Genomic DNA, 14,200 nt, shown 5'->3' on the forward strand with positions numbered 1-14,200 from the left:
CAAGGAATCAAAAATGGAAAAAACTTTCTATTGTTCTGAAACACACAACGTGTTAAGATAGGAAAGTCGCTCTTCAAAAAGAGTGAGTAAGTCAATCGAAATTGGAAATAATTGATGATTGATAGTTTGTTAGAAATGCGATAAGATAGTATTCCTGTCGCTTTCGGTGACATTGTTCTTTGAAAACTAAACAAACAAAAACGTCAACAAACAATAAATTATCATGTTTCTTCTATATTAAATGAAGAACATGAGCCAACGTAACATTTATGAGCTAATCAACTTTCTTGGAGAGTTTGATCCTGGCTCAGGACGAACGCTGGCGGCGTGCCTAATACATGCAAGTCGAGCGAATCTTCTGGAACTTGTTCCGGAAGGTTAGCGGCGGACGGGTGAGTAACACGTGGGCAACCTGCCTGTAAGACTGGGATAACACCGGGAAACCGGTGCTAATACCGGATAATCCTTTTTCTCTCATGAGGAAAAGTTGAAAGTCGGTTTCGGCTGACACTTACAGATGGGCCCGCGGCGCATTAGCTAGTTGGTGAGGTAACGGCTCACCAAGGCGACGATGCGTAGCCGACCTGAGAGGGTGATCGGCCACACTGGGACTGAGACACGGCCCAGACTCCTACGGGAGGCAGCAGTAGGGAATCTTCCACAATGGACGAAAGTCTGATGGAGCAACGCCGCGTGAGCGATGAAGGCCTTCGGGTCGTAAAGCTCTGTTGTTAGGGAAGAACAAGTACCGGAGTAACTGCCGGTACCTTGACGGTACCTAACCAGAAAGCCACGGCTAACTACGTGCCAGCAGCCGCGGTAATACGTAGGTGGCAAGCGTTGTCCGGAATTATTGGGCGTAAAGCGCGCGCAGGCGGTCCTTTAAGTCTGATGTGAAAGCCCACGGCTCAACCGTGGAGGGTCATTGGAAACTGGGGGACTTGAGTGCAGAAGAGGAAAGCGGAATTCCACGTGTAGCGGTGAAATGCGTAGAGATGTGGAGGAACACCAGTGGCGAAGGCGGCTTTCTGGTCTGTAACTGACGCTGAGGCGCGAAAGCGTGGGGAGCAAACAGGATTAGATACCCTGGTAGTCCACGCCGTAAACGATGAGTGCTAAGTGTTAGAGGGTTTCCGCCCTTTAGTGCTGCAGCTAACGCATTAAGCACTCCGCCTGGGGAGTACGGCCGCAAGGCTGAAACTCAAAGGAATTGACGGGGGCCCGCACAAGCGGTGGAGCATGTGGTTTAATTCGAAGCAACGCGAAGAACCTTACCAGGTCTTGACATCCTCTGACACTCCTAGAGATAGGAATTTCCCCTTCGGGGGACAGAGTGACAGGTGGTGCATGGTTGTCGTCAGCTCGTGTCGTGAGATGTTGGGTTAAGTCCCGCAACGAGCGCAACCCTTGATCTTAGTTGCCAGCATTCAGTTGGGCACTCTAAGGTGACTGCCGGTGACAAACCGGAGGAAGGTGGGGATGACGTCAAATCATCATGCCCCTTATGACCTGGGCTACACACGTGCTACAATGGATGGTACAAAGGGCAGCAAAGCCGCGAGGCCTAGCCAATCCCATAAAACCATTCTCAGTTCGGATTGTAGGCTGCAACTCGCCTACATGAAGCCGGAATCGCTAGTAATCGCGGATCAGCATGCCGCGGTGAATACGTTCCCGGGCCTTGTACACACCGCCCGTCACACCACGAGAGTTTGTAACACCCGAAGTCGGTGGGGTAACCGTAAGGAGCCAGCCGCCTAAGGTGGGACAGATGATTGGGGTGAAGTCGTAACAAGGTAGCCGTATCGGAAGGTGCGGCTGGATCACCTCCTTTCTAAGGATAATGCAGTCCTTATGGACTGATAAAAAAGTTGACCGCTTTTTGTTTGTTTAGTTTTGAGAGTGCAATCTCTCAGAACATCGTTCTTTGAAAACTAGATAATCGTATAGAAGAAACCAAGTAAAAACCGAGTAAAATCGCCATTTTAGTTTTTTCTCTCTATTAAATAGAGTAAAACCTTTTAGGTTAAGTTAGAAAGGGCGCACGGTGAATGCCTTGGCACTAGGAGCCGATGAAGGACGGGACTAACACCGATATGCTTCGGGGAGCTGTAAGTAAGCTTTGATCCGGAGATTTCCGAATGGGGAAACCCACTGCTCGTAATGGAGCAGTATCTTTACCTGAATACATAGGGTATTGATGGCAGACCCGGGGAACTGAAACATCTAAGTACCCGGAGGAAGAGAAAGCAAACGCGATTCCCTAAGTAGCGGCGAGCGAAACGGGATTAGCCCAAACCAAGAGGCTTGCCTCTTGGGGTTGTAGGACACTCAACATGGAGTTACAAAGGAACGGGGTAGATGAAGCGGTCTGGAAAGGCCCGTCATAGAAGGTAAAAGCCCTGTAGTTGAAACTTCGTTCCCTCCTGAGTGGATCCTGAGTACGGCCGGACACGTGAAATCCGGTCGGAAGCAGGGAGGACCATCTCCCAAGGCTAAATACTCCCTAGTGACCGATAGTGAACCAGTACCGTGAGGGAAAGGTGAAAAGCACCCCGGAAGGGGAGTGAAATAGTTCCTGAAACCGTGTGCCTACAAGTAGTTAGAGCCCGTTAATGGGTGATAGCGTGCCTTTTGTAGAATGAACCGGCGAGTTACGATTACATGCAAGGTTAAGTTGAAGAGACGGAGCCGCAGCGAAAGCGAGTCTGAATAGGGCGAATTAGTATGTGGTCGTAGACCCGAAACCAGGTGATCTACCCATGTCCAGGGTGAAGTCCAGGTAACACTGGATGGAGGCCCGAACCCACGCACGTTGAAAAGTGCGGGGATGAGGTGTGGGTAGCGGAGAAATTCCAATCGAACTTGGAGATAGCTGGTTCTCTCCGAAATAGCTTTAGGGCTAGCCTCACGTAGTAAGAGTCTTGGAGGTAGAGCACTGTTTGGACTAGGGGCCCTCATCGGGTTACCGAATTCAGACAAACTCCGAATGCCAAAGACTTATCCGTGGGAGTCAGACTGCGAGTGATAAGATCCGTAGTCAAAAGGGAAACAGCCCAGACCACCAGCTAAGGTCCCAAAGTATACGTTAAGTGGAAAAGGATGTGGAGTTGCTTAGACAACCAGGATGTTGGCTTAGAAGCAGCCACCATTTAAAGAGTGCGTAATAGCTCACTGGTCGAGTGACTCTGCGCCGAAAATGTACCGGGGCTAAACGTATCACCGAAGCTGTGGATTGACATCTTCGATGTCAGTGGTAGGAGAGCGTTCTAAGGGCGTTGAAGCTAGACCGTAAGGACTGGTGGAGCGCTTAGAAGTGAGAATGCCGGTATGAGTAGCGAAAGATGAGTGAGAATCTCATCCACCGAATGCCTAAGGTTTCCTGAGGAAGGCTCGTCCGCTCAGGGTTAGTCGGGACCTAAGCCGAGGCCGAAAGGCGTAGGCGATGGACAACAGGTTGATATTCCTGTACCACCTCTTTATCGTTTGAGTGATGGGGGGACGCAGGAGGATAGGGTAAGCGCACTGCTGGATATGTGCGTCTAAGCAGTTAGGCTGAGAAGCAGGAAAATCCGCTTCTCGTAATGGCTGAGCTGTGACAGCGAGGGAAATATAGTACCGAAGTTCCTGATTCCACACTGCCAAGAAAAGCCTCTAGCGAGATAAAAGGTGCCCGTACCGCAAACCGACACAGGTAGGCGAGGAGAGAATCCTAAGGTGAGCGAGAGAACTCTCGTTAAGGAACTCGGCAAAATGACCCCGTAACTTCGGGAGAAGGGGTGCTCTTTGGGGTTCATAGCCTCGAAGAGCCGCAGTGAATAGGCCCAGGCGACTGTTTAGCAAAAACACAGGTCTCTGCGAAGCCGCAAGGCGAAGTATAGGGGCTGACGCCTGCCCGGTGCTGGAAGGTTAAGAGGAGGGGTTAGCGCAAGCGAAGCTCTGAATCGAAGCCCCAGTAAACGGCGGCCGTAACTATAACGGTCCTAAGGTAGCGAAATTCCTTGTCGGGTAAGTTCCGACCCGCACGAAAGGCGTAACGATCTGGGCACTGTCTCAACGAGAGACTCGGTGAAATTATAGTACCTGTGAAGATGCAGGTTACCCGCGACAGGACGGAAAGACCCCGTGGAGCTTTACTGTAGCCTGATATTGAATTTTGGTACAGCTTGTACAGGATAGGTAGGAGCCTGAGAAGCCGGAGCGCCAGCTTCGGTGGAGGCGTCGGTGGGATACTACCCTGGCTGTATTGAAATTCTAACCCGCACCCCTGATCGGGGTGGGAGACAGTGTCAGGTGGGCAGTTTGACTGGGGCGGTCGCCTCCTAAAGAGTAACGGAGGCGCCCAAAGGTTCCCTCAGAATGGTTGGAAATCATTCGTAGAGTGTAAAGGCACAAGGGAGCTTGACTGCGAGACCTACAAGTCGAGCAGGGACGAAAGTCGGGCTTAGTGATCCGGTGGTTCCGCATGGAAGGGCCATCGCTCAACGGATAAAAGCTACCCCGGGGATAACAGGCTTATCTCCCCCAAGAGTCCACATCGACGGGGAGGTTTGGCACCTCGATGTCGGCTCATCGCATCCTGGGGCTGTAGTCGGTCCCAAGGGTTGGGCTGTTCGCCCATTAAAGCGGTACGCGAGCTGGGTTCAGAACGTCGTGAGACAGTTCGGTCCCTATCCGTCGTGGGCGCAGGAAATTTGAGAGGAGCTGTCCTTAGTACGAGAGGACCGGGATGGACGCACCGCTGGTGTACCAGTTGTCTTGCCAAAGGCATCGCTGGGTAGCTATGTGCGGACGGGATAAGTGCTGAAAGCATCTAAGCATGAAGCCCCCCTCAAGATGAGATTTCCCATAGCGTCAAGCTAGTAAGATCCCTGAAAGATGATCAGGTTGATAGGTCAGAGGTGGAAGCGTGGCGACATGTGGAGCTGACTGATACTAATCGATCGAGGACTTAACCATATTTTTTAAAGCGAATAACTCGTTTTTACGAATTTCTTCTATATTATCTAGTTTTGAGAGAACGATCTCTCTAATTTCATAAGTCTGGTAATTAAGGCGAGAAGGTCACACCCGTTCCCATACCGAACACGGAAGTTAAGCTTCTCAGCGCCGATGGTAGTTGGGACTTTGTCCCTGTGAGAGTAGGACGTTGCCAGGCGAGAGACAGGAATTTACGTTTCTGTCTTTTTCTTTCCCTATTTTGAGGATTGGAAAAAATTTCTATTGTAAGTGAACACCGACGGTGTTAAGATAGAAAAGTCGCTCCTCCAAAGAGTGATCAAGGAATCAAAAATGGAAAAAACTTTCTATTGTTCTGAAACACACAACGTGTTAAGATAGGAAAGTCGCTCTTCAAAAAGAGTGAGTAAGTCAATCAAAATTGGAAATAATTGATGATTGATAGTTTGTTAGAAATGCGATAAGATAGTATTCCTGTCGCTTTCGGTGACATTGTTCTTTGAAAACTAAACAAACAAAAACGTCAACAAACAATAAATTATCATGTTTCTTCTATATTAAATGAAGAACATGAGCCAACGTAACATTTATGAGCTAATCAACTTTCTTGGAGAGTTTGATCCTGGCTCAGGACGAACGCTGGCGGCGTGCCTAATACATGCAAGTCGAGCGAATCTTCTGGAACTTGTTCCGGAAGGTTAGCGGCGGACGGGTGAGTAACACGTGGGCAACCTGCCTGTAAGACTGGGATAACACCGGGAAACCGGTGCTAATACCGGATAATCCTTTCCCTCTCATGAGGAAAAGTTGAAAGTCGGTTTCGGCTGACACTTACAGATGGGCCCGCGGCGCATTAGCTAGTTGGTGAGGTAACGGCTCACCAAGGCGACGATGCGTAGCCGACCTGAGAGGGTGATCGGCCACACTGGGACTGAGACACGGCCCAGACTCCTACGGGAGGCAGCAGTAGGGAATCTTCCACAATGGACGAAAGTCTGATGGAGCAACGCCGCGTGAGCGATGAAGGCCTTCGGGTCGTAAAGCTCTGTTGTTAGGGAAGAACAAGTACCGGAGTAACTGCCGGTACCTTGACGGTACCTAACCAGAAAGCCACGGCTAACTACGTGCCAGCAGCCGCGGTAATACGTAGGTGGCAAGCGTTGTCCGGAATTATTGGGCGTAAAGCGCGCGCAGGCGGTCCTTTAAGTCTGATGTGAAAGCCCACGGCTCAACCGTGGAGGGTCATTGGAAACTGGGGGACTTGAGTGCAGAAGAGGAAAGCGGAATTCCACGTGTAGCGGTGAAATGCGTAGAGATGTGGAGGAACACCAGTGGCGAAGGCGGCTTTCTGGTCTGTAACTGACGCTGAGGCGCGAAAGCGTGGGGAGCAAACAGGATTAGATACCCTGGTAGTCCACGCCGTAAACGATGAGTGCTAAGTGTTAGAGGGTTTCCGCCCTTTAGTGCTGCAGCTAACGCATTAAGCACTCCGCCTGGGGAGTACGGCCGCAAGGCTGAAACTCAAAGGAATTGACGGGGGCCCGCACAAGCGGTGGAGCATGTGGTTTAATTCGAAGCAACGCGAAGAACCTTACCAGGTCTTGACATCCTCTGACACTCCTAGAGATAGGAATTTCCCCTTCGGGGGACAGAGTGACAGGTGGTGCATGGTTGTCGTCAGCTCGTGTCGTGAGATGTTGGGTTAAGTCCCGCAACGAGCGCAACCCTTGATCTTAGTTGCCAGCATTCAGTTGGGCACTCTAAGGTGACTGCCGGTGACAAACCGGAGGAAGGTGGGGATGACGTCAAATCATCATGCCCCTTATGACCTGGGCTACACACGTGCTACAATGGATGGTACAAAGGGCAGCAAAGCCGCGAGGCCTAGCCAATCCCATAAAACCATTCTCAGTTCGGATTGTAGGCTGCAACTCGCCTACATGAAGCCGGAATCGCTAGTAATCGCGGATCAGCATGCCGCGGTGAATACGTTCCCGGGCCTTGTACACACCGCCCGTCACACCACGAGAGTTTGTAACACCCGAAGTCGGTGGGGTAACCGTAAGGAGCCAGCCGCCTAAGGTGGGACAGATGATTGGGGTGAAGTCGTAACAAGGTAGCCGTATCGGAAGGTGCGGCTGGATCACCTCCTTTCTAAGGATTATGCAGTCCTTATGGACTGATAAAAAAGTTGACTGCTTTTTGTTTGTTTAGTTTTGAGAGTGCAATCTCTCAAAGCCTTTTTAAATCGTTCTTTGAAAACTAGATAATCGTATAGAAGAAACCAAGTAAAAACCGAGTAAAATCGCCATTTTAGTTTTTTCTCTCTATTAAATAGAGTAAAACCTTTTAGGTTAAGTTAGAAAGGGCGCACGGTGAATGCCTTGGCACTAGGAGCCGATGAAGGACGGGACTAACACCGATATGCTTCGGGGAGCTGTAAGTAAGCTTTGATCCGGAGATTTCCGAATGGGGAAACCCACTGCTCGTAATGGAGCAGTATCTTTACCTGAATACATAGGGTATTGATGGCAGACCCGGGGAACTGAAACATCTAAGTACCCGGAGGAAGAGAAAGCAAACGCGATTCCCTAAGTAGCGGCGAGCGAAACGGGATTAGCCCAAACCAAGAGGCTTGCCTCTTGGGGTTGTAGGACACTCTACATGGAGTTACAAAGGAACGGGGTAGATGAAGCGGTCTGGAAAGGCCCGTCATAGAAGGTAAAAGCCCTGTAGTTGAAACTTCGTTCCCTCCTGAGTGGATCCTGAGTACGGCCGGACACGTGAAATCCGGTCGGAAGCAGGGAGGACCATCTCCCAAGGCTAAATACTCCCTAGTGACCGATAGTGAACCAGTACCGTGAGGGAAAGGTGAAAAGCACCCCGGAAGGGGAGTGAAATAGTTCCTGAAACCGTGTGCCTACAAGTAGTTAGAGCCCGTTAATGGGTGATAGCGTGCCTTTTGTAGAATGAACCGGCGAGTTACGATTACATGCAAGGTTAAGTTGAAGAGACGGAGCCGCAGCGAAAGCGAGTCTGAATAGGGCGAATTAGTATGTGGTCGTAGACCCGAAACCAGGTGATCTACCCATGTCCAGGGTGAAGTCCAGGTAACACTGGATGGAGGCCCGAACCCACGCACGTTGAAAAGTGCGGGGATGAGGTGTGGGTAGCGGAGAAATTCCAATCGAACTTGGAGATAGCTGGTTCTCTCCGAAATAGCTTTAGGGCTAGCCTCACGTAGTAAGAGTCTTGGAGGTAGAGCACTGTTTGGACTAGGGGCCCTCATCGGGTTACCGAATTCAGACAAACTCCGAATGCCAAAGACTTATCCGTGGGAGTCAGACTGCGAGTGATAAGATCCGTAGTCAAAAGGGAAACAGCCCAGACCACCAGCTAAGGTCCCAAAGTATACGTTAAGTGGAAAAGGATGTGGAGTTGCTTAGACAACCAGGATGTTGGCTTAGAAGCAGCCACCATTTAAAGAGTGCGTAATAGCTCACTGGTCGAGTGACTCTGCGCCGAAAATGTACCGGGGCTAAACGTATCACCGAAGCTGTGGATTGACACCGTTGGTGTCAGTGGTAGGAGAGCGTTCTAAGGGCGTTGAAGCTAGACCGTAAGGACTGGTGGAGCGCTTAGAAGTGAGAATGCCGGTATGAGTAGCGAAAGATGAGTGAGAATCTCATCCACCGAATGCCTAAGGTTTCCTGAGGAAGGCTCGTCCGCTCAGGGTTAGTCGGGACCTAAGCCGAGGCCGAAAGGCGTAGGCGATGGACAACAGGTTGATATTCCTGTACCACCTCTTTATCGTTTGAGTGATGGGGGGACGCAGGAGGATAGGGTAAGCGCACTGTTGGATATGTGCGTCTAAGCAGTTAGGCTGAGAAGCAGGAAAATCCGCTTCTCATAAAGGCTGAGCTGTGACAGCGAGGGAAATATAGTACCGAAGTTCCTGATTCCACACTGCCAAGAAAAGCCTCTAGCGAGATAAAAGGTGCCCGTACCGCAAACCGACACAGGTAGGCGAGGAGAGAATCCTAAGGTGAGCGAGAGAACTCTCGTTAAGGAACTCGGCAAAATGACCCCGTAACTTCGGGAGAAGGGGTGCTCTTTGGGGTTCATAGCCTCGAAGAGCCGCAGTGAATAGGCCCAGGCGACTGTTTAGCAAAAACACAGGTCTCTGCGAAGCCGCAAGGCGAAGTATAGGGGCTGACGCCTGCCCGGTGCTGGAAGGTTAAGAGGAGGGGTTAGCGCAAGCGAAGCTCTGAATCGAAGCCCCAGTAAACGGCGGCCGTAACTATAACGGTCCTAAGGTAGCGAAATTCCTTGTCGGGTAAGTTCCGACCCGCACGAAAGGCGTAACGATCTGGGCACTGTCTCAACGAGAGACTCGGTGAAATTATAGTACCTGTGAAGATGCAGGTTACCCGCGACAGGACGGAAAGACCCCGTGGAGCTTTACTGTAGCCTGATATTGAATTTTGGTACAGCTTGTACAGGATAGGTAGGAGCCTGAGAAGCCGGAGCGCCAGCTTCGGTGGAGGCGTCGGTGGGATACTACCCTGGCTGTATTGAAATTCTAACCCGCACCCCTGATCGGGGTGGGAGACAGTGTCAGGTGGGCAGTTTGACTGGGGCGGTCGCCTCCTAAAGAGTAACGGAGGCGCCCAAAGGTTCCCTCAGAATGGTTGGAAATCATTCGTAGAGTGTAAAGGCACAAGGGAGCTTGACTGCGAGACCTACAAGTCGAGCAGGGACGAAAGTCGGGCTTAGTGATCCGGTGGTTCCGCATGGAAGGGCCATCGCTCAACGGATAAAAGCTACCCCGGGGATAACAGGCTTATCTCCCCCAAGAGTCCACATCGACGGGGAGGTTTGGCACCTCGATGTCGGCTCATCGCATCCTGGGGCTGTAGTCGGTCCCAAGGGTTGGGCTGTTCGCCCATTAAAGCGGTACGCGAGCTGGGTTCAGAACGTCGTGAGACAGTTCGGTCCCTATCCGTCGTGGGCGCAGGAAATTTGAGAGGAGCTGTCCTTAGTACGAGAGGACCGGGATGGACGCACCGCTGGTGTACCAGTTGTCTTGCCAAAGGCATCGCTGGGTAGCTATGTGCGGACGGGATAAGTGCTGAAAGCATCTAAGCATGAAGCCCCCCTCAAGATGAGATTTCCCATAGCGTCAAGCTAGTAAGATCCCTGAAAGATGATCAGGTTGATAGGTCAGAGGTGGAAACGTGGCGACATGTGGAGCTGACTGATACTAATCGATCGAGGACTTAACCATAGTCTAAAGCGAATAACTCGTTTTTATAAAGTTTCTTCTACATTATCTAGTTTTGAGAGAGCGAACTCTCAAAAGATATATATTATTAACATGCGCCCGTAGCTCAATTGGATAGAGCGTCTGACTACGGATCAGAAGGTTATGGGTTCGACTCCTTTCGGGCGCGTCATTAATTCTTGTAAAAAAGCAGTGGATTCTATTTATGAATTCACTGCTTTTTTTCGTTTCAGATATTAGGAATGGACCACTTCCAAGTTAGGGGGTCTTTCCCTTTTTATGTAATAGTGATAGTGTAAAACGAGAATATACATAATGGAGTTGACTAGATTGAGCCGTAGGTTTGCTGAATGGTATGATTTTTTTATGCGTCCTTTAGAAAAAAGGAAGTTTAAAAGAATTCGTGAGGGCCTTTTGTCTAAGGCAGTAGGATATGTACTGGAAATCGGATCCGGGACTGGTATTAATTTTCCTCTATATAAATCGGTTGAAAAGGTAGTCGCAATCGAACCAAGTACTGATATGATTAACAAGTCACAAGAGAAGCTTAAACAATCCTTTGTACAAATTGAACTGGTGAAAGCAGATGCTGAAAAACTTCCTTTTGCAGACAATAGTTTTGATACAGTTGTAGCTACACTTGTACTTTGCACAATCCCAGATCCGAATCAAGCAATGAAGGAAATGCTGCGAGTATGTAAGCCGGAAGGAAAATTACTGTTTTTTGAACATGTTAAAATGGAAAATCGATTTCTAGCTGCCTTACAAGAGTGGCTAACACCTGCATGGAAAAAAATTTGTGATGGATGCTGCTTGAACCGAGATACGCTTGTATTACTTAAAACTAAAGATCTTGTCATCAATGAAATCAAAAGTTATTATAACGGGTTATTTCTTTCAGTAGAGACAAAAAAACGAAAATCTTGAATCTGAATATATAAGGAAATGGGTATGTTAGACTAGGAATGGTAATTAATAAGTGAACAATGAGGAGGATTTAAAATGAGAGAAGTCGGTTTTATTGGTCTCGGTAATATGGGACAACCAATGGTAATGAACCTTTTAAAGGCAGGTTTTAAAGTGAAGGTTTACAACCGGACAGCAAGTAAAGCATCAGTGGTTATCGCGGCAGGTGCGGAGCAGGTTAATCGTCCTTGTGATGTGACTAGCTCTGTTGGTATTGTTATAACAATGGTTGCCAACGATCAGGTACTAGAGGAATTGGTTTATGGTCAAGATGGGATTGGAGATAAATTAGGGACAGATGGTATTCACCTATCAATGAGTACGGTGTCACCTGAGACATCACGGAAGCTGGCCAAGTACCATCAAGAAAAGGGCAGTTTTTATATCGCAGCTCCGGTATTTGGTCGTCCCGAGGCCGCCGCTTCTCAAAAATTGTGGATTCTTTCATCAGGGAACCATGTAGCGAAAGAGCAGGTTAAACCTGTCCTAGAGGCACTTGGTCAACGTGTGTTTGATTTAGGTGAACAACCTGGCAATGCCAATGTGGTAAAGTTAGGTGGAAATTTTATGATAATGGCAGCTATGGAAGCGATGGCAGAGGCCTTCAATTTGGCTGAAAAGAATGGAATGGATCGTGAGACAGTTGCAGAAGTTTATTCGTCAACCTTATTTAACTGCACCGTTTATAACGGTTATGGGTCAATGATTGCGAAGAAGATGTTTGAACCAGCCGGTTTTCAATTGGCACTTGGTCTAAAAGACTGTAATCTCGTCCTGGATGAAGCAAACAATACAAAAACTCCAATGCCACTAGCAAATTTAGTACATAATCGTCTCCTTTCTTCTGCAGCAAAAGGTCGGGGAAATCTGGATTGGTCTGCTTTAACGAAGCTAACAAATGAGGAAGCTGGTTTGGAATAGCCTTCTGAATAAATCCTACTATTAAGTTAACGCTATAGTTTAGATAGAAAAAAGCTTAAAACGTCAGCAGCCAAAACTTAGTCAAAAATATGAAAACAAAAAGAAAGGTGGTGAATCCTGCTATAAAAACATCCAAAAGCCAGTGATAGTTATTCAGAAACTACATGCTAGATTAACTCATATTCGAAAAGAATATGTCCGTGATGTCGTAACCCGAATAGTGAAAACCAGACCCTCGTTTATTGCGATTGAAGATTTGAACATCAAAGGCATGTTAAAAAACAAACATCTTGCCGATCGTGATAGAAAACAAAATTTCTATTATTTCCGCACATGCTTGGAACAAATATGCAAGCAGAATGGGATTGAATTGCGAATCGTAGGTCGATTCTTCCCATCTTCAAACTTTGTTCCTGCTGTGGCCACAAGAAAGTATGTCTATCCTTATCTGAGAGAATTTTCATTTGTGACCAATGTGGAATCGAGATAGAAAGAGATTTTAATGCGAGTTTAAATCTGAAATATGCCATGGCCTATACCATTATCACTTAACGGTAATGTATAAAAATAGGGTGGGCTACATCCGAACTAACGCCTGTGGAGAGCCGTGCAGACGATAGTAGCGAGGAAGTGGCGAGATCGGGTTCAAAGAAGCAGGAAATAATCTAGCATAAATGAATGATTATATTTGTTTATGTTTTTAGTAGCAGACATACTTGTGAAGTCATATGAAATTACCAATTTGATTATAGATGATGATTTTGCTGTTGAGGAATATGTGACAGCCGAATTCGTTCATGAAAGTAAAGACTATAGTGTTACATTTAAAAAAGAAGATTTAGAAATCATCAATAGCTGGGTTTTCGAGGCTGGCACGTCACTTCCGGCTAATATACCTGAAGAAATCCTTGAATCCATCCGAAATGATATTAAAAAGAAAATATAATCTGGAAGAGGCGATAGATCATTCCCAACACGGGAATCATCAGCCTCTTTTCGCTGCTTTATGACTTATTAAGTAATGTTTTTGGATTTGAATTTAAGACGAGCATCGCACATAGAAGAATTCCTGAAGCAAACCAAATGGCTTTTGCCCCCCAATGCAAGGTTGACAAAGTACCAAATAACGCACCGATTAGAAAAGAGACAATAATGAGCGTAAAGTCAAGAAATTGATGGAAACCTTTTCGGTCATGCATTACTATTGCCTTATAGGCTGCTTCCGCAGCAGTACGTAAATTTCCAGTTACCATTGCAGAATTATAGGGCCATTTCACTAAGGTGCGAAAGGAAGAAATTTGTACAGAGGCTACAAACGCAATGGTTATGGTAACAATCATATTCGGAACCTCAACTGGCCAAGTACCGACCATTATAAGAACAATACTTTCTAATAAAAGTACGGTACGGGCCGGATAGGGAAAAGTCTTGATAATATTAGGATGTTTTAATCCTTCGGCCACGGCTACTCCAAAAACAAATGCGACAATAGGTGGTATATGTCTTAATCCTTGACTCCATTGTCTTCGTGCCATCTCCACACCTAACAAAACAAGATTACCTGTTTGGGAAGTGGCAAATACTCCATCTCGGCTTACGTAGGTATAGGCATCTAAGAATCCCCCTACTAAAGCAAGTAATATTCCTAGACCAACAGATTCTGCGGTGAATTTTGAGATAGCAATCCTGCTTTTATAGAAATATCTTGATAAATGGTATCCTTCAATATGTTTTTGAGCAATGTCCTGACTTTTTTCCATACAGTCTCTCCCAATGAATTTGAACTTTTCCTCTTATTTTTTGTTAAGCTCTAAAAAATTATGTAGGTAGGGGAGAGGGAAATCGAATGATAATTAGTTGTTTTGGAAAAGATAAGGGCGAGGTGAATAGAATGGCTACTGCAAAAATCGGAGATATAATAACTTTTAAACGTGATGGAGAAAGTCACGAAGGAAGTGTTACCGGGGTTCGGGAAAATTCTGTAATCGTCCAATACGGTTATTCGAAGGAAAAGGATGAACCGCTAACAACGATCGTTAACCATAAAAATTACAAAATAAAAAAATAGGG

At 47.4% G+C, this 14,200-nt stretch carries 6 protein-coding genes, 1 tRNA gene and 5 rRNA genes; 11 read left to right on the forward strand and 1 reads right to left on the reverse strand.

Translation table 11 applies throughout. The features are described 5' to 3' along the window. Positions 1 to 284: 284 nt before the first annotated feature. The 10 genes from ACZ9EE_RS27235 (at position 285) to ACZ9EE_RS27280 (ending at position 13,076) form a co-directional block, all read left to right on the forward strand. A 16S ribosomal RNA gene (locus tag ACZ9EE_RS27235) occupies positions 285 to 1,834 on the forward strand. Between the two features lie 190 nt (positions 1,835 to 2,024). Then, positions 2,025 to 4,959: ribosomal RNA gene (locus ACZ9EE_RS27240) — 23S ribosomal RNA — on the forward strand. A gap of 83 nt (positions 4,960 to 5,042) precedes the next feature. After that, positions 5,043 to 5,158: ribosomal RNA gene (gene rrf, locus ACZ9EE_RS27245) — 5S ribosomal RNA — on the forward strand. Positions 5,159 to 5,563: 405 nt separating this feature from the next. Then, positions 5,564 to 7,113 (forward strand): 16S ribosomal RNA (locus tag ACZ9EE_RS27250). Between the two features lie 198 nt (positions 7,114 to 7,311). Beyond that, positions 7,312 to 10,246: ribosomal RNA gene (locus ACZ9EE_RS27255) — 23S ribosomal RNA — on the forward strand. The 16S, 23S and 5S rRNA genes sit together here with 1 tRNA gene alongside, the layout of an rRNA operon. Before the next feature lie 92 nt (positions 10,247 to 10,338). Continuing rightward, a tRNA-Arg gene (locus tag ACZ9EE_RS27260) sits at positions 10,339 to 10,412 on the forward strand. 161 nt (positions 10,413 to 10,573) lie between these two features. Then, positions 10,574 to 11,170, forward strand: coding sequence for a class I SAM-dependent methyltransferase (locus ACZ9EE_RS27265; protein ID WP_476031695.1), 597 nt, complete (start codon positions 10,574 to 10,576; stop codon positions 11,168 to 11,170). A gap of 75 nt (positions 11,171 to 11,245) precedes the next feature. Next, on the forward strand, positions 11,246 to 12,130 hold the full coding sequence (locus tag ACZ9EE_RS27270) for an NAD(P)-dependent oxidoreductase (protein ID WP_476031696.1): 885 nt from the start codon (positions 11,246 to 11,248) through the stop codon (positions 12,128 to 12,130). 396 nt (positions 12,131 to 12,526) lie between these two features. Continuing rightward, positions 12,527 to 12,682, forward strand: a complete 156-nt coding sequence (locus tag ACZ9EE_RS27275; protein ID WP_476033120.1) for a zinc ribbon domain-containing protein — start codon at positions 12,527 to 12,529, stop codon at positions 12,680 to 12,682. Positions 12,683 to 12,824: 142 nt separating this feature from the next. After that, positions 12,825 to 13,076 carry a hypothetical protein gene (locus ACZ9EE_RS27280; protein ID WP_476031697.1) on the forward strand — a complete coding sequence of 84 codons (252 nt, stop codon included), beginning with the start codon at positions 12,825 to 12,827 and terminating at the stop codon, positions 13,074 to 13,076. Positions 13,077 to 13,134: 58 nt separating this feature from the next. Here the strand turns inward: ACZ9EE_RS27280 and ACZ9EE_RS27285 are convergent, their stop codons facing one another. After that, positions 13,135 to 13,890, reverse strand: coding sequence for a YoaK family protein (locus tag ACZ9EE_RS27285; RefSeq protein WP_476031698.1), 756 nt, complete (start codon positions 13,888 to 13,890; stop codon positions 13,135 to 13,137). A gap of 86 nt (positions 13,891 to 13,976) precedes the next feature. Here ACZ9EE_RS27285 and ACZ9EE_RS27290 point away from each other — a divergent pair, with 86 nt between their 5' ends. Next, complete coding sequence (locus tag ACZ9EE_RS27290) at positions 13,977 to 14,198, forward strand: DUF2187 family protein (RefSeq protein WP_476031699.1); 222 nt, start codon at positions 13,977 to 13,979, stop codon at positions 14,196 to 14,198. The last annotated feature ends 2 nt before the right edge of the window (positions 14,199 to 14,200 follow it).

Source organism: Bacillus sp. URHA0034, assembly GCF_056280405.1.